The sequence below is a fragment of the Azonexus sp. IMCC34839 genome (assembly GCF_047047955.1).
Classification (GTDB): Bacteria; Pseudomonadota; Gammaproteobacteria; order Burkholderiales; family Rhodocyclaceae; genus Azonexus.
Window position 1 is genome coordinate 3,069,947 of record NZ_CP150631.1, and the last position, 14,173, is coordinate 3,084,119.

A 14,173-nucleotide genomic window follows, 5' to 3' on the forward strand; every position below is an offset into this window, starting at 1 on the left:
AATGCGCAGGGCAATAAAGCAAAAAGCCCTATCCGGCGGATAGGGCTTTTCTGGGTTCCGCCTCGCCGAATTATTCGGCGGCCGGAACGATGGTCACCGTGCGGCGCTGCTTGGCGCCCTTGACGGCGAACTGAACGATGCCGTCCTTCAGTGCGAACAGGGTGTGATCCTTGCCGCAGCCGACGTTTTCGCCCGGGTGGAATTCAGTACCGCGCTGGCGAACGATGATGTTGCCGGCGAGAACGAACTGACCGCCGTAGCGCTTGACGCCGAGACGTTTTGCCTGTGAGTCGCGGCCGTTACGCGAACTACCGCCTGCCTTTTTGTGTGCCATTTAGCTAGCTCCTTCTCTGAACTTAGGCAGCGATCGAATCGATGCGCAGTTCGGTGTAGTTCTGACGATGGCCCTGACGCTTCTGGTAGTGCTTGCGACGGCGCATCTTGAAAATCTTGACCTTGTCGTGACGGCCGTGGGAAACCACGGTGCACTTGATGGAGGCGCCAGCGATGAAGGGGGCGCCGATCTTCACGCTCTCGCCTTCGCCTGCCATGAGGACCTGATCGAGAGTGATTTCTGCGCCAACGTCTGCCGGTATCTGTTCTACTTTAAGTTTTTGGCCAGCGGTAACGCGATACTGCTTACCACCGGTTTTTACGACCGCATACATGGGTTGGACTCCGGAAATGAAACAAAGGGTACTACAAAGAACCGCGCATTATACGGAAAAATTCCGATAAGTCAAAGGCTTTTCAATGGCTTATGGTAAACTTGCCGCCTTTGAAAAAGGAGAACTTTCATGGCTGAAATCACCACGGCCTCCGGCCTGATCTACGAAGATACCGTCGAAGGCACGGGCGCCGAAGCCAAGGCCGGTCAATTCGTCACCGTGCATTACACCGGCTGGCTGACCAACGGTAGCAAGTTCGATTCGAGCAAGGACCGCAACGATCCTTTCCAGTTCCCGCTGGCACAGGGGCATGTCATCAAGGGTTGGGATGAAGGCGTGCAGGGCATGAAGATCGGCGGCACCCGCAAGCTGACCATTCCGGCGCATCTTGGCTACGGTGCTCGCGGCGCTGGTGGCGTCATTCCGCCGAACGCCACGCTGATTTTCGAAGTCGAACTGCTCGACCTGCAATGAGCGACGACGACCGCAAGGACCTGCCGCCCACGGATCCGTGGGCGAAATGGCGCAAGCCGGCCGCTCCTGCGGTGCACGAAGAAAAAACGGCAAAAACCGAGGAAGCACCAGCGGCCAAGCCGGTCGCCGAAGCGACACCTGCGGGCGAAGTGCCGTCCGAGCCGCAACGTCCGGTCGGCACCTTGAGCGTGCGCAAGGTCGTCAAGGCCGCTTCGCTTCCCGAGAAGAGCAAAGGAAAGCCGGGCAAGCCGCGCGAAGGTCGGACCGAACGGCGCGATGAGCGCCCGGCTGGCAAGCCTTGGGAAAAGTCGGGTGAGCGCAAGGGCGAACGCACCGGCGGCGCGGGATCGGAACGCTCGGGTAATCGTACCGACAGCCGCTACGACCGCCGTTCCGGCGGTCGTAGCGACACCCGTAGTAACGAAAACCCGTGGGCCAAGACCGTTGAGCGGCGCAATGAAAATCCCTGGGCGAAGTCTGCCGACAGTGGGCGTGTGACGCGCGTCGAGGGCGAGTGGTCGGCCGCCAAGGGCGCTCCGGCGCAGCAGCCGGCATCGATCAAGGCGGAGGGCGAGGCCCCGAGTGGCGTTCGTCTGTCCAAAGTGATGTCAGAGCGCGGCATCTGCTCGCGCCGTGAGGCCGATCTGTGGATCGAGCGCGGCTGGGTTTTTGTCGATGGCGAACAGATCAGCGAACTCGGCACCCGTATCGACCCCGCGGCCGAGATCACCATTTCCAAGGAAGCGGCGAAGGATCAGGCCAAGGCCGTGACCATCCTGCTGCATAAGCCGGTCGGTTATGTCTCAGGTCAGCCGGAGCCGGATTGTGTGCCGGCGGTGACTTTGATCACCGCCGAAAATCAGTTGCCCAACTCGGGCGGTCCGGAATTCAAGCCGTGGATGCTGCGCGGCCTGGCCCCGGCCGGGCGACTGGACGTCGATTCGACCGGCTTGCTGGTGCTGACCAGTGACGGTCGTGTCGCCAAGCGACTGATCGGCGAGGATAGCGATGCGGAGAAGGAGTATCTGGTGCGCGTTTCCGGCCAGATGATCCCGGGCGGGCTGGAACTGCTGCGTCACGGCCTGGAACTCGACGGCAAAGCCTTGAAACCTGCCTGGGTCAAGCAACTGAACGAAGACCAGCTGCACTTCATTCTGAAGGAAGGCAAGAAGCGCCAGATTCGCCGTATGTGCGAACTGGTCGGCCTGAAGGTCATCGGCCTGAAGCGCGTGCGCATCGGGCGCATCCGCCTGGGCGACCTGCCGATGGGGCAATGGCGCTTTTTGCGCGAGGGCGAGGCCTTCTGATTTTTGGCCTTTTTGCCCAGTGCACCGCAGCAATGAAAAACGCCGGCTTCAAGCCGGCGTTTTCTTTGGGCGGTCAGCCTGCGGACTTAGACCGTCCCGGTCGGTGCGGCAGCGCGGACCGGCGGCATCATCAGGCATTCGCCTTCGATCACGGTTTTGCCGGCGACGGTGCACACGGTGTCGAGGATGACGCGGTTCTTGGCGACATTCACTTCGCGCACGGTGACGGTGGCGGTGACGGTGTCGCCCGGCTTGACCGGGGCCTTGAACTTCAGGGTTTGCGACAGGTAGATGGTGCCGGGACCGGGCAGCTTGTTGGCCAGCGTGGCGGAGATGAAGCCGGCGGACAGCATGCCGTGGGCGATGCGGGTGCCGAACATCGTGCCCTTGCAGTATTCCTCGTCGAGGTGGGCCGGGTTCACGTCGGTCGAAATGCCGGCGAACAGGATGATGTCGGCTTCGGTCACGGTCTTGGACGTGCTGGCGGACATGCCGGGGTGCAGTTGGTCGATGTGATAGGTCGTCATGCTGGAACTCCTTGTTCGTTATTTGATTGGAACGGCGGAAAGATAAACTCTAACATACGTCAGCGTATGGTGGTCACTCGGTACGCAGGGCCTCGACCGGGTCGAGGCGGGCCGCGCGGCGGGCAGGCAGGACGCCGGCAGCGAGGCCGATGGCGATGGCGATGCCTTCGGCAAGGAGGACGAAGCTGAGCGGCGTATGCACCGGCAGCGCGGGTAGCAGCAGGTGGATCAGTTGGGCTAGGCCGATGCCGAGCAGCAGCCCGAGCAGGCCGCCGAGAGCGGAGAGCGCTACTGCCTCGCCGAGGAAGAGGCCGAGGATGGTGCGCCGCGGCGCGCCCAGCGCAACCAGCAAACCAATTTCGCCGGTACGCTCGCTGACGGCGATGGTCATGATGGTGACGATGCCGACGCCGCCCACCAGCAGTGAAATGCCGCCCAGCGCACCAACCGCCATGGTCAGCACATTGAGGATGTTGGACAGCGTTTTCAACATCTCTTCCTGCGTCACCAGCGTGAAATCCTCGCGGCCGTGGCGTTCGATCAGCCGCGCCTTGATGCGCTCGGCGACCAGGGCGGCCGGCACGCCATCTTCGACCGCGAGGTTGATTTCATCGACGCCCTCGCGATTGAACAGCTCCTGGCCGCGGGCCGCCGGGATGAAGGCGACATCATCGATGTCGATGCCGAGGAACTGACCCTTCGGCTCCATCACCCCGATGATGCGGAAATGCAGGCCGCCGATGCGCAGGCGCTGGCCGAGCGGACTCTCGCTGCCGTACAGCTCGTCCTTCAGCTTGCTGCCGAGCACGACGAAGGCGCGGGCGCTGCGCTCGTCCTCGTCGGGCAGGAATCGACCGCTGCGTACGGTCGATTTGAACACCTTCTGCGACTGCGCATTGACGCCATAAATCTGCGTGCGCCGCGTGCGGCCGTTGCCTTCCACTTCGGCGTTGCCGCGGATGTTGGGCGTCACGGCGAGGATATGCGGCAGGCGTTCGAGCGATTTGGCGTCATCCAATGTCAGCGGCCGGGCGCTGGAGGGCAGGCCGGAGGGCGCGCCGCCGGTCTTGGTCTTGCCGGCGACTGCAGTGATGTTGTTGGTGCCGAACTGCGAGAATTCGCCCAGCACAAAACGATGGATGCCCTCGCCGATGGAGGTGAGCAGGATCACCGAAGCGATGCCGACCGTGATGCCGAGCAGCGTCAGAAAGCTGCGCAGGCGCTGCGCCGAAATGGCGCGCACGGCGAGGTCGATGGCGTCGCGCCAGCGCATGTCAGCACCTGCCTTTCGGCATTTTGGGCGACTGCTGCGGTGCACTGTGCTTTTGGGCCATTTTTCAGTGCTTCATCAGAGCTTGCACGGGATCGAGCAGGGCGGCGCGGCGGGCTGGCAGGAAACCGAACAGCAAGCCCGTGCCGATGGCCGTGCCCAGCCCGGCAATGACCGCCCAATCCGGCGGGTAGGCGGGAAAGAGCGGGAAGACGAGGCGCAGCACGAAGGCGCCGATCTGCCCGAGCAGGTAGCCGACCAACGCCCCCACGGCGGAGAGCATCGCCGCCTCGGTCAAAAAGGCCAGCCGGATGGTGCGGGCTGGTGCGCCAAGCGCCTTGAGCAGGCCGATCTCGCCGGTGCGCTGGGTGACGGCGACGAGCATCACGTTCATGACCAGAATGCCGGCCACGGCCAGGCTGATGGCGGCGATGCCGGCCACCGCCATGGTCAGCGCGCCCAGTAGCTTGTCGAAGGTGGCGAGGATCGCATCCTGGGTGATCACCGTGATGTCCTCTTCGCCGCGATGGCGTTGCTTGAGCTGTGTCAGCGCCGCGTCCTTGACGGCGGGAATCTGCTCGCGGCTGTTGGCTTCGAGCATGACGCGGAACAGGGTATTGGAGTTGAACATCGCCTGCGCAAGCGCGACCGGCACGATCAGCAACTCGTCGGTATTCATGCCTAGCCCCTGGCCGGTCGGCGCCAGCACGCCGATCACGCGCAGGCGGCGGTCGCCGACGCGCACCAGTTGGCCGAGGGCCGGCTGCGCACCGAACACCTCTTCGCGAATCTTGGCACCGATGATGACCACCGAGGCACCACGATTCCAGTCGTCGTCCGGAAGCGCCTTGCCCTGCGCCAGCTCGAAATTGCGGATGGGGATGAATTCAGCGGTGGAGCCGGCCACCATCGCTTCGCGCAGCTTGCCGCCGAAGGCAATTTCCGAGGTGCCGACGGCGAGCGGGGCGACGCGGCGCACGCCGGGCAGGCGGCGCAGGCTGGCGGCATCGTCGATGGTCAGATCGCGCGGCGTACTGGTGATGGCGTTGGCCGGGTTGAAGCCGCCGGTGCCGGAACGGCCGGGCAGGACGATGACGAGATTGGTGCCGAGCGAGGAAAACTGGCCGACGACATAACGCCGCGCGCCGTCGCCCAGCGCGGTGAGCAGCACGACAGCGGCGACGCCGATGGCCATGGCCAGCACCGACAGTGCCGTACGCACCGGGTAGCCGGTGGCGGCATCGCGGGCGAAGCGCAGGGTGTCGATCAGGCGCATGGCCTCAGCCCACCGCGCTGTCCGATTTCAGACGGCCGTCTTCCATGACCAGTTGCCGCCGGGCGCGCGCCCCGAGCGTCGGGTCGTGGGTGACGACGACCAGCGTGACGCCGCGCCCGTTGAGTTCTTCAAGCAGGCGAACGACTTCGTCGCCGGTGTGGCGGTCGAGATTGCCGGTCGGCTCGTCGGCCAGGATCAGCGGTGGCTGCATGATGGTGGCGCGGGCGATGGCGACACGCTGGCGCTGGCCGCCGGACAGCTGGTCCGGCTTGTGATCGGCACGCTGGTCGAGGCCGAAGTCCTTGAGCGCCTGAGCGACGCGCTGATCGCGCTCGGCCGGGGAAAAACCGGCCAGCGTCATCGGCAAGGCAATGTTCTCGGCAGCGGTCAGGCGTGGTACCAGGTGAAAGCTCTGGAAGACGAAGCCGATGCGCGCGCTGCGCACCTTGGCCTGTTCGTCGGGCGTCAGCGTCGTCACGTCGCGCCCCTCCAGGCGGTAGGTGCCGGCGTTCGGCCGGTCGAGTAGGCCGAGCAGGTTGAGCAGAGTCGATTTGCCGGAGCCGGAAGGGCCCATCACGGCAACGTATTCGCCAGCCTCGATGGTCAGATTCAGCCCGGCCAGCGCGTGCACCGTGGTATCGCCGAGCAGGAAGCGGCGTTCGATGCCGGAGAGTTCGATCAGCGGCATGGCCGGCTACTTGGCTTTGTCGTCGGGAACGACCTTGGTCCCGGCCTTGACGCCGGCGCGTTCGAGCGAGGTGACGATGCGCTCGCCAGCCTTCAGGCCTTCGGTGATTTCCGTGTATTCCCAGTTGGCGAGGCCGGTCTTGATCAGGCGTTCGTCGAGCTTCCCAGTATCCGGGTTGTATACCAGCACCTTGCCGCCTTCCTGGATAGCGGCGGTGGGAATACGCAGCACCTTGTCGCGGCCGGCCAGCACGATCTCGACGTCGGCGCTGTAGCCGACCAGCAGTTGGCCGACCTTGGCCGGATCGTCGAAATCGACTTCGATATCGACCGTGCGCGCTTGCTTTTCGACAGCGACGACATAGGGCGCGACACGCCGTACCTTGCCGGGAATGACCTGGCCGGGCAGAGCGTCGAGCGTGATGCGCACGGGTTGGCCCTTGGCGATCTTGGGCGCATCCACTTCGTCCATCGGGGCAGTGACATAGAGGCAGGAATCGTCGATCAGGTCGATGGCCGGTGGTGTCGGCACGCCGGGGGGCGAAGGGGTCGAGTATTCGCCCAGTTCGCCGACGATCTTGGCGACGATGCCGTCGAAGGGTGCGTAGAGCACGACGCGGCCCTGCTCGACACGGGTCGCCTTGAGCTTGGCTTCGGCCTGTGCTACGTCGGCTTTCGTGGTGTTGCAGGAAGCACGCTTGACCTCGGCCTCGGTGCGGGCGGCTTCTTCCTTACTGCTCGAGACGAAACCCTTGGTACGCAGCTCGGCCTGCCTTTTTGCCTCGTTTTCGGCGTTCACCGCAGAAATGCAGGCTTCGTCGCTACGCCGCGCGGCCAGCGTGATCTGGGTCTGCGCTAGGGTGGCTTGGGCCTGCTGGTCGTCGTTCCACAGCTTGAGCAGCAATTGCCCCTTCTTCACATGGTCGCCTTCCTTGACGCCGAGGTATTCGATGCGGCCGCCGAGAATGGTCGACAGCTTGGTGCGCTGGCAGGCATCGACGGTGCCGGCGCGGGTGTTGGCCAGGGTCGATTCGACGCGGCCTTCAGCGACTTCCTTGAGGACAACCGGAATGGGCTGGGGCCGGGACAGCATGAACAGCCCGCCGGCCAGCAACAGGACGACGACAACGATGATGGCGATGCGACGCATGGTGATTCCTAACGAAAGCCGGGCAGCCAGCCCGACTGCTGATAACCCCAGACCGGTTCGAGTGCGCCCTGATACAGCGCCTCGATCACCGGCGGCTCGCGCCAGGGTTCGTCCATGAAGGTGAGGCCGACTTCCTCGACCGTCTTGCCCGACCAATAGTATTCCGCCACCTCGTCGAGCGCGCCGAGCGACAGGCTGTGCGGCAGGCGCAGGTAGTCGAGCCAACTGGCGTCATGGAAGGAGCAGATGTAGCCGCCCTTGGTCTTGGCGCAGGTCAGGTTCTTGCCGAAGACGCGCTGCGGATGCTTGGTGCGGAAGGTCATCGCGTCGGTGCGCGTGGCAAACAGCAGCAGCGCGTGCAGGCGGCTGGGGAAGTGGTTGTAGCGACGCTGGCGGAAGTATTCGAGGTGATACTCGGCAAAGTAGTTCTGTACCGAGATCAACTGGTCGCCCGGTGTCGGCGCGCCGCCTTCGGGGGCGGCCAGCGTTGCGCCGAACGGGCTGCCTTTGAGGATGTCCCAGCCCGGCAATTCGGCACCCGGTTCCAGCCAGCAGAAGAGCTCGAGGGTTGCGGTGTCCTTGATCAGGTTGTCCATGGGAACCGGGGTGGGCAGACGATGACGTTATTCTGACCGATTGCCGCCGAATGACCAACCGTTCGCTCGGCAAAAAAGGGTATGGATTTTTTTCTGCGGAGTGGTAATCTGGAGCCGTATCGAGGTTCGCAGCAAGCCCCGATATGTGGTGGCAGTACCCTGCTGTGCTGTAGGAGATTCTATGGCAGTTGTCACAGGAAGCAGTTCTTGAGATTACCGTGTAGCACTCCAGCGCGGCGTTAAGCCGCATACCTCGGCCGAGTGCCGGGGGGCAGTAACCGAAGCCCATGCCCTCGTTGCATGGGCTTCCTGTTTTCAGGGGGAAGAAAAATGAACATTCAACGTCACGGCACGACCCGCCGCTATTCCGACAGCGTCGTGCACAACGGCACTGTTTATCTGGTCGAAGTGCCGGCCAATCTCGACGGCGACATCACCGCCCAGACGGAGAACATGCTGGCCGGCGTCGAGCGTCTGCTGGCCCAGGCCGGTAGTGACAAAAGCCGCTTGCTGATGGCGACTATCTACCTGAGCGACATGGCCGATTACGACGCGATGAACGCCGTCTGGGATGCCTGGGTGCCGGAAGGCTGCGCGCCGACCCGGGCCTGCGTGCAGGCGCGCCTGGCCAAGCCGGAATACCGGGTCGAGATCGCGCTGACCGCGGCAACGGCCTGAGCCAAGGGGGAGACATCATGTTGCGCTGGTTACTTTGCCTGGTGGCTTTGTTGGTGATGACGGTGATCGCCTTTTTCATCACGCCTTTTTTGCCGCTGTTCGCCCAGCCGCGCATGGGGCCGATCGACAACAATCACGGCATGGCCGTGGAGCCGCGCCTGCCGACCTGGCTGGCCTGGTTCGATACGCCGGATAACAGCCTGCTCGGCGATAACAACTGGAAGGCGACGCACAACGGCGATTACTGGTCGATGGTGCAGTGGCTGTATCGCAACAGCCTGTACGGTTTCAAATGGGGCCCGATCGCCGCGCCCAACGACGGGCCGCGCACCATCCACGGCGATCCGACGATCAATTGCAACAACGGCCACTACGGCACGATGAGCATCGAAAAGAAGCCGTATTGGCAATGGAAATACGTCGAGCCGATCGGCTCGACCGGCTGGTGTTGGATGCTCAATTTCGGCTGGCTACTGAACGATCTCGATCCGCCCAAGGCACTGTTCATGTTCTCGCCGCGCGTGGTGCGCATCCACCTCCAGCCGACGGATCAGTGCTGATTGCCCACTTCGACGTCGCAATCGCAGCCGACACCGGCGGCGATCCAGCGGCTGAGCAAGCGGCGGGCGATGTCTTCCGCTCGGCGGGGTAACCAGGCGAAATAGCGGCCCGGGCTTTGTAGCAGACCGCACAGGTAGCGGCCTTGCTCGGCCGACCAGGCCAGTGCCGGGCAGGGGCCGGCCGCGCGCAGGAAGCGCAGGCGGGCGACCGGGCAGGTGCTGACCGCGCAGCACACGCCGCAGCCGTTGCACGGCGCACCGACCGGCGGTTTGGCCGGGGCGCTACGGTGCAGGTGGATGATCTGTTCGTCCATCGCGAAATGATGAACCTAAATTCCAATATTTGTTCAAACGACAGCTTCCCTTTACCTGGAGGTCTCTCATGAAACGAGTGTTGTCCCTCATGCTCGCCGCGCTGTTCGCGGTAGGCGCCACCTCGGCCATCGCTTGCGGTGACAAGGCCAAGGACGAAAAACAGATGAGCACGCCTTCGAAACCGAAGATGTAAGCTCGCTGCGTGCGTGAGAAAGGCTGCTGCGGCAGCCTTTCTTGCGTTTACGGGCGGCTGAGTAGCAGTTCCGGATCGACCGGCGTGTTGTTCATGATCACGGCCCAGTGCAGGTGCGGCCCGGTGACCCGCCCGGTGGCGCCGACGGCGCCGATCAGTTCGCCCTTCCTGACTTTCTGTCCTTCGCGCACATCGACGCGCGACAGGTGCATGTAGGCGCTGATCAGGCCCTGGCCGTGGTCGATGAAGACCGTGTTGCCATTGAAGAAATAATCGCCGGTATTGGCCACGACGCCATCGGCCGGTGCATGCACCGGGGCGCCGGTGCCGACGGCGACGTCCAGCCCGGCGTGCGGGTTGCGCGGCAGGCCGTTGAAGATGCGCTTGAGGCCGAAGCGCGACGACAAGGGGCCATTGGCCGGCAGCTTGAAGGTGGTGTCGGGCATGGCGTCGCTGAAACGCTGCTTCACGGCCTCTGTGATTTTCTGCTCGCGAGCGATGCGGGCGAGGTCGTCGGGATTCGGTTCGACCTTGCGCTTGTCCTTGATGGTCAGGCGCTGCTCCGGGTAGTTCTTCGGACGGACCGGTACAACGAGGCTGCGTTTGGCGGCGCCTTGCGTCACCGCAACATCCAGTTCGCCGGGCAGGGTATCGAGCGGGATGCCGAGCAGGGCGTACCAGTGGCCATTTTCCGAGACGACGGCGAGCGGTCGGTCGGCCCAGCGGGCGCTCGGGGTCGGCTGGCCTTGCGGACCGAGGTCGAGCACCGCGATGCCGCCGGGCACTGGGCTGTTTTGCGGCAAGGCGCGGACTGCTGCGGTGCACAGGCCAAAAAGGGCAAAAACCAGAAGGTGTTTTTTCATGTGTTGCGAGCGGCCCACCACAAGCGCAGGCGCAGGCCGATTTCGCTGGTGTAGCCGAGTTGGGTCGAGCGGATGTTGCCGTCCGGGTCGATGACGATGAAGGCCGGCACGCCGCGCAGGCCGTATTGGCGCAGGATGCTGCCCGACGGATCGGGTAGCGTCGGCCAGCGATAATCGCGCTCGGCCATTGTCTTGGCGACGGCGGCGGCATCGCCTGATTCGGCCGCGATGGTGATGACCGGCCAATCCTCGCCGATGGCCGCGACGTTGCCGGCCGTGGTCCGGCAGATGCCGCACCATTCGGCCCAGAAATAGATCAGCGCCGGCTGGCCGGGATGGGCGGCGCGCCAGGCGTTCAGGTCGAAGCTCTGGCCGCTGACCAGCGTGCCGGCGAATGCCGGGGCTGGGCCTTGCGCTGCACCGCGCGTCTGCCACAACTGGAAGGCGATGAAGGCGGCGAAAAAGATCAGGCCTTCGAGCAGCCAACGCCGCCAGCGCGGCGCTTTTTCGCTAGGTTCAGGCGTCGGCTCGGACAAGGCTTACAACCGCTCGGCCTTGAAGGTGTTGCATTGGCCCATGTCGCCGGTTTCGAAACCGCGGCGGAACCAGCGTACGCGCTGCTCCGAGGTGCCGTGCGTGAAGCTCTCGGGCACGATGCGGCCTTGGCTTTGCTGCTGCAGGCGGTCGTCACCGATGGCCGTGGCCGCGTTCAGTGCGGCTTCGAGGTCGCCCGGATCGAGGATGCTGCGCATGTCGTTGGCGCGCTTGCCCCAGACGCCGGCCAGGCAATCGGCCTGCAACTCCATGCGCACGGACAGCGCATTGGCCTCGACCTTGCCCGATTGCTGCTGGGCGCGATGCACCTTGCCGGCGATGCCGAGCAGGTTCTGCACATGATGGCCGACCTCGTGCGCGATCACGTAGGCCTGGGCGAACTGGCCGGGGGCGTGGAAGCGGCTTTCCAGCTCGCGATAGAAGGCGAGATCGATGTACACCTTGCGATCGCCCGGGCAGTAGAACGGACCCATCGCCGTCTGGCCGGTGCCGCAGGCCGTCGGCGTCTGGCCGGTGAACAGCACCAGCTTGGGCGCCTCGTATTGCTTGCCGTTCTCGCGCAGGGTCGTGGTCCACACGTCCTCGGTCGAGGCCAGCACCTTGGAAACGAAGCGGGCGCTGCGGTCGTCGGCCGGCGGCTTGTGGGCGGCCGGGGCGGTGTGCTGGGCGAGCGGCGTCTGCTCCATGATGCCGAGCAGGGTCAGCGGGTTGATGCCGGTGAAGTAGCTGATGACCAGCGCCAGCACGACGCCGCCGATGCCCAAGCCGCCCGCGCCGAAACCGCCGCCGCGGCGGTCTTCCACGTTGTCGCTGTCACGGTAGTCGTCGATGCGCATGCGGCCTCCTGCGGGTGGGTCAGTTAGCGATATGTATTGATCGAATCGCGCGTTTCAAGAGCGGCCTGACGGGCAGCGGCAGCGAAATTTTCGTCCTTGCCGGCGTACAGGATGGCACGCGAGGAGTTGATCATCAGGCCGGTGCTGTTGGCAGTACGACCGGCCTTGACGGTGGCTTCGACGTCGCCGCCCTGGGCGCCGATGCCCGGTACGAGCAGCGGCACGTCGCCGACGATCTCGCGCACGCGGGCGATTTCGGCCGGGAAAGTGGCGCCGACGACGAGGCCGATCTGGCCGGTGGTGTTCCAGTCCTTGGCGGCCAGGCGAGCAACGCGTTCATAGAGTTTCTCGCCACCGACATCGAGGAATTGCAGGTCGGAGCCGCCGGGGTTGGACGTGCGGCAGAGCAGGATGACGCCCTTGTCCGGGTAGGCCAGGTAGGGCTCCACCGAATCGCGGCCCATGTAGGGATTGACCGTTACGGCGTCGGCCTTGAAACGCTCGAACGCTTCGACGGCGTATTGCTCGGCGGTGGAGCCGATGTCGCCGCGCTTGCTGTCGAGAATGACCGGGATGCCGGGGTGCTTTTCGTGGATGTGGGCGATCAGCGCTTCCAGTTGGTCTTCAGCGCGACGGGCAGCGAAGTAGGCGATCTGCGGCTTGAACGAGCAGACGAGGTCGGCCGTGGCATCGACGATGGCCTTGCAGAAATCGAAGATGCGGTCGTCGCGACCCTTGAGCTCGGCTGGAAACTTGGCGGGGTCGGGATCGAGGCCGACGCAGAGCAGGGAGTCGTTCTTCTGCCAGGCGGCGGCGAGGGTTTGGGTGAAGGTCATGCGGCGTCCTTTTTCGCTAAGGGCGGGAGATATCGGGAAAACTTGTCGGGCAGCAGGCAGGTCTGCAGGCTGCGCTGGGTGAACAGGTAGCGGCCGTCGCAGACGAAGCCGAGTTCCTGCCAGTTCACTTCCTTGTTCAGCATCATCGTGCATTCGATCAGGTCGCGCCGACTGATGCGGGTGTGCTTGGGGAAGAGCGCCAGGATGGAGCCGTCGTAGGCGTCGCAATCGTGCAGGAAGAAAGGCTCCGGCCGGCGCGTGCGGCCATTGACGTAGATGCGCGGCGCTTCGCTGATCGGGAAGGCACGTCCCCATTGCCACCAGTTCGTTTCGTCGAACTGGCGCACACGGCGAGCAAGCAACTCGGCCTTGTGCTTGTCGAGATGCGGATGCTTGATGCCGTAGAGCATGCGCCGCGTTTCGCCGGTGTCGACCGTCTTCGAGTAGACGAATTCCATATTGCCCTTGGGGTGGGCGAAGAGGTGGTCGGCCCCGGAAACGGCCCCGACCTTGACGTCGAAGACGTCGGCTAGGCGCACGCGGTAATCGTCGCGCAGGAACATCAGCTGGCCGTCGACCTCGGTGAAGGTGCGGCCGTCGGCCATGCGCCGATTGAACTGGCCCTTCTCGAAACGGAAGATACAGCAGTTCGGCGTCGCACCGTTGAAGACGCGCACATCGCCCGTCTCGAAGAAGTGCGTGATGCTGCCCTGCTGGTAGAGCCAGGCATTGAGCTTCTTGGCGGCGGTCAGCTTGATGAACTCGCGCGGCACGATGAAGACCAGTTCGCCGCCTGGCTTCAGGTGGCGCACAGCCTTCTCGATGAAGAACAGGAAGAGATTGCTGCGCTTGTCGAACAGCTCGGATTTCAGGCGTTTTCGCGTGTGCACCGCAACATCCTGGTAGCGGACGTAAGGCGGATTGCCGACGATGGTGTCGAACTGCTCGCTCAGCGGATAGGTGAAGAAATCGCGTACCTCGGCACCCTCGGGGGCGACGCGGGAATCGATCTCGATGCCGACACAATCCGCCCCGCGCTGGCGCAGGGTGCTGAAGAAGGCGCCGTCGCCGGCCGATGGCTCGAGCACGCGTCCCTGGTTCCGGCAAAGGTCGAGCATGAAGGCCACCACATTGGGCGGCGTGAAGACCTGACCAAGTTGTTCAACGTTACGCTGCATGCTCAGGCGTCGGTGTCCTTGCTATGGGGCTTGGCCGCTTGCTCGCGCGCCTTCTTTTCCCAGTAGCGCTCGTTCTTGCTCTCGTCCACGAAGCGATAACGGCCGGCCAGTTCGCAGCCCTTCATACCGGGGTTGCACGGCAGGTTGTTGATCTTGGTGCAGCGATCGGCAACCTCATGCGGACAACCCCAGCTTCCAGCCATC

General features: G+C 64.1%; 20 protein-coding genes. 5 read left to right on the forward strand and 15 right to left on the reverse strand.

Annotated features, from left to right (window positions below):
• Nucleotides 1-70: 70 nt before the first annotated feature.
• Together rpmA and rplU are read right to left on the reverse strand one after the other, a co-directional pair.
• The gene (gene rpmA, locus WIF35_RS14990; RefSeq protein WP_412479029.1) at nt 71-334 is read right to left on the reverse strand and encodes a 50S ribosomal protein L27; all 264 of its coding nucleotides are present in this window, start codon (nt 332-334) and stop codon (nt 71-73) included.
• 22 nt (nt 335-356) lie between these two features.
• Entirely contained in the window at nt 357-668 is a 312-nt protein-coding gene (gene rplU / locus WIF35_RS14995) for a 50S ribosomal protein L21 (protein WP_412479030.1), read from the reverse strand.
• Nucleotides 669-797: 129 nt separating this feature from the next.
• Here rplU and WIF35_RS15000 point away from each other — a divergent pair, with 129 nt between their 5' ends.
• Nucleotides 798-1,142 (forward strand): FKBP-type peptidyl-prolyl cis-trans isomerase, encoded by a 345-nt coding sequence (locus WIF35_RS15000; protein WP_412479031.1) that lies wholly within the window; start codon nt 798-800, stop codon nt 1,140-1,142.
• Nucleotides 1,139-2,449, forward strand: a complete 1,311-nt coding sequence (locus WIF35_RS15005; protein ID WP_412479032.1) for a pseudouridine synthase — start codon at nt 1,139-1,141, stop codon at nt 2,447-2,449. The genes WIF35_RS15000 and WIF35_RS15005 overlap by 4 nt, the downstream gene beginning before the upstream one ends.
• A gap of 86 nt (nt 2,450-2,535) precedes the next feature.
• Here WIF35_RS15005 and WIF35_RS15010 read toward each other — a convergent pair whose 3' ends face one another.
• From WIF35_RS15010 to WIF35_RS15035, 6 genes are all read right to left on the reverse strand, one after another.
• Entirely contained in the window at nt 2,536-2,976 is a 441-nt protein-coding gene (locus tag WIF35_RS15010; protein ID WP_412479033.1) for a MaoC family dehydratase, read from the reverse strand.
• A gap of 73 nt (nt 2,977-3,049) precedes the next feature.
• Nucleotides 3,050-4,249: an ABC transporter permease gene (locus WIF35_RS15015; RefSeq protein ID WP_412479034.1), complete on the reverse strand. Its 1,200-nt coding sequence runs from the start codon at nt 4,247-4,249 to the stop codon at nt 3,050-3,052.
• Between the two features lie 64 nt (nt 4,250-4,313).
• A complete protein-coding gene (locus WIF35_RS15020; RefSeq protein WP_412479035.1) occupies nt 4,314-5,522 on the reverse strand; it encodes an ABC transporter permease in 1,209 nt (402 codons plus the stop codon).
• Between the two features lie 4 nt (nt 5,523-5,526).
• Nucleotides 5,527-6,210 (reverse strand): ABC transporter ATP-binding protein, encoded by a 684-nt coding sequence (locus WIF35_RS15025; RefSeq protein WP_412479036.1) that lies wholly within the window; start codon nt 6,208-6,210, stop codon nt 5,527-5,529.
• Nucleotides 6,211-6,216: 6 nt separating this feature from the next.
• The gene (locus tag WIF35_RS15030) at nt 6,217-7,359 is read right to left on the reverse strand and encodes an efflux RND transporter periplasmic adaptor subunit (RefSeq protein ID WP_412479037.1); all 1,143 of its coding nucleotides are present in this window, start codon (nt 7,357-7,359) and stop codon (nt 6,217-6,219) included.
• Between the two features lie 8 nt (nt 7,360-7,367).
• A complete protein-coding gene (locus tag WIF35_RS15035) occupies nt 7,368-7,955 on the reverse strand; it encodes a hypothetical protein (protein ID WP_412479038.1) in 588 nt (195 codons plus the stop codon).
• Between the two features lie 330 nt (nt 7,956-8,285).
• Between WIF35_RS15035 and WIF35_RS15040 the strand changes: the two genes are divergently transcribed.
• Nucleotides 8,286-8,633, forward strand: coding sequence for a RidA family protein (locus tag WIF35_RS15040; protein WP_412479039.1), 348 nt, complete (start codon nt 8,286-8,288; stop codon nt 8,631-8,633).
• A gap of 17 nt (nt 8,634-8,650) precedes the next feature.
• Entirely contained in the window at nt 8,651-9,193 is a 543-nt protein-coding gene (locus WIF35_RS15045; protein WP_412479040.1) for a hypothetical protein, read from the forward strand.
• On the opposite strand, the gene WIF35_RS15050 is transcribed toward WIF35_RS15045, so the two are convergent.
• Nucleotides 9,184-9,507, reverse strand: a complete 324-nt coding sequence (locus WIF35_RS15050) for a hypothetical protein (protein WP_412479041.1) — start codon at nt 9,505-9,507, stop codon at nt 9,184-9,186. The two genes, WIF35_RS15045 and WIF35_RS15050, sit on opposite strands and share 10 nt — an antisense overlap.
• A 68-nt stretch (nt 9,508-9,575) precedes the next feature.
• Between WIF35_RS15050 and WIF35_RS15055 the strand changes: the two genes are divergently transcribed.
• Nucleotides 9,576-9,701 (forward strand): hypothetical protein, encoded by a 126-nt coding sequence (locus WIF35_RS15055; protein ID WP_412479042.1) that lies wholly within the window; start codon nt 9,576-9,578, stop codon nt 9,699-9,701.
• A gap of 47 nt (nt 9,702-9,748) precedes the next feature.
• Here WIF35_RS15055 and WIF35_RS15060 read toward each other — a convergent pair whose 3' ends face one another.
• The 6 genes from WIF35_RS15060 to WIF35_RS15085 are packed head-to-tail and all read right to left on the reverse strand — an operon-like array spanning nt 9,749 to nt 14,172.
• A complete protein-coding gene (locus WIF35_RS15060) occupies nt 9,749-10,564 on the reverse strand; it encodes a peptidoglycan DD-metalloendopeptidase family protein (protein WP_412479043.1) in 816 nt (271 codons plus the stop codon).
• Nucleotides 10,561-11,100, reverse strand: coding sequence for a protein disulfide oxidoreductase (locus WIF35_RS15065; protein WP_412479044.1), 540 nt, complete (start codon nt 11,098-11,100; stop codon nt 10,561-10,563). The genes WIF35_RS15060 and WIF35_RS15065 overlap by 4 nt, the downstream gene beginning before the upstream one ends.
• A 3-nt stretch (nt 11,101-11,103) precedes the next feature.
• Nucleotides 11,104-11,955: a neutral zinc metallopeptidase gene (locus WIF35_RS15070; RefSeq protein ID WP_412479045.1), complete on the reverse strand. Its 852-nt coding sequence runs from the start codon at nt 11,953-11,955 to the stop codon at nt 11,104-11,106.
• Between the two features lie 23 nt (nt 11,956-11,978).
• Nucleotides 11,979-12,791, reverse strand: coding sequence for an orotidine-5'-phosphate decarboxylase (gene pyrF / locus WIF35_RS15075; RefSeq protein ID WP_412479046.1), 813 nt, complete (start codon nt 12,789-12,791; stop codon nt 11,979-11,981).
• A complete protein-coding gene (locus WIF35_RS15080; RefSeq protein WP_412479047.1) occupies nt 12,788-13,969 on the reverse strand; it encodes an Eco57I restriction-modification methylase domain-containing protein in 1,182 nt (393 codons plus the stop codon). Before WIF35_RS15080 ends, pyrF begins: the two co-directional genes overlap by 4 nt.
• 2 nt (nt 13,970-13,971) lie before the next feature.
• Nucleotides 13,972-14,172 (reverse strand): hypothetical protein, encoded by a 201-nt coding sequence (locus tag WIF35_RS15085; RefSeq protein ID WP_412479048.1) that lies wholly within the window; start codon nt 14,170-14,172, stop codon nt 13,972-13,974.
• Nucleotide 14,173 lies beyond the last annotated feature (1 nt).

Bases quoted from the DNA above. Each gene is read 5' to 3' on its own strand.
- rpmA (WP_412479029.1), bottom strand. From the start codon at position 334: ATGGCACACAAAAAGGCAGGCGGTAGTTCGCGTAACGGCCGCGACTCA.
- rplU (WP_412479030.1), bottom strand. From the start codon at position 668: ATGTATGCGGTCGTAAAAACCGGTGGTAAGCAGTATCGCGTTACCGCT.
- WIF35_RS15000 (WP_412479031.1), top strand. From the start codon at position 798: ATGGCTGAAATCACCACGGCCTCCGGCCTGATCTACGAAGATACCGTC.
- WIF35_RS15005 (WP_412479032.1), top strand. From the start codon at position 1,139: ATGAGCGACGACGACCGCAAGGACCTGCCGCCCACGGATCCGTGGGCG.
- WIF35_RS15010 (WP_412479033.1), bottom strand. From the start codon at position 2,976: ATGACGACCTATCACATCGACCAACTGCACCCCGGCATGTCCGCCAGC.
- WIF35_RS15015 (WP_412479034.1), bottom strand. From the start codon at position 4,249: ATGCGCTGGCGCGACGCCATCGACCTCGCCGTGCGCGCCATTTCGGCG.
- WIF35_RS15020 (WP_412479035.1), bottom strand. From the start codon at position 5,522: ATGCGCCTGATCGACACCCTGCGCTTCGCCCGCGATGCCGCCACCGGC.
- WIF35_RS15025 (WP_412479036.1), bottom strand. From the start codon at position 6,210: ATGCCGCTGATCGAACTCTCCGGCATCGAACGCCGCTTCCTGCTCGGC.
- WIF35_RS15030 (WP_412479037.1), bottom strand. From the start codon at position 7,359: ATGCGTCGCATCGCCATCATCGTTGTCGTCGTCCTGTTGCTGGCCGGC.
- WIF35_RS15035 (WP_412479038.1), bottom strand. From the start codon at position 7,955: ATGGACAACCTGATCAAGGACACCGCAACCCTCGAGCTCTTCTGCTGG.
- WIF35_RS15040 (WP_412479039.1), top strand. From the start codon at position 8,286: ATGAACATTCAACGTCACGGCACGACCCGCCGCTATTCCGACAGCGTC.
- WIF35_RS15045 (WP_412479040.1), top strand. From the start codon at position 8,651: ATGTTGCGCTGGTTACTTTGCCTGGTGGCTTTGTTGGTGATGACGGTG.
- WIF35_RS15050 (WP_412479041.1), bottom strand. From the start codon at position 9,507: ATGGACGAACAGATCATCCACCTGCACCGTAGCGCCCCGGCCAAACCG.
- WIF35_RS15055 (WP_412479042.1), top strand. From the start codon at position 9,576: ATGAAACGAGTGTTGTCCCTCATGCTCGCCGCGCTGTTCGCGGTAGGC.
- WIF35_RS15060 (WP_412479043.1), bottom strand. From the start codon at position 10,564: ATGAAAAAACACCTTCTGGTTTTTGCCCTTTTTGGCCTGTGCACCGCA.
- WIF35_RS15070 (WP_412479045.1), bottom strand. From the start codon at position 11,955: ATGCGCATCGACGACTACCGTGACAGCGACAACGTGGAAGACCGCCGC.
- pyrF (WP_412479046.1), bottom strand. From the start codon at position 12,791: ATGACCTTCACCCAAACCCTCGCCGCCGCCTGGCAGAAGAACGACTCC.
- WIF35_RS15080 (WP_412479047.1), bottom strand. From the start codon at position 13,969: ATGCAGCGTAACGTTGAACAACTTGGTCAGGTCTTCACGCCGCCCAAT.
- WIF35_RS15085 (WP_412479048.1), bottom strand. From the start codon at position 14,172: ATGGCTGGAAGCTGGGGTTGTCCGCATGAGGTTGCCGATCGCTGCACC.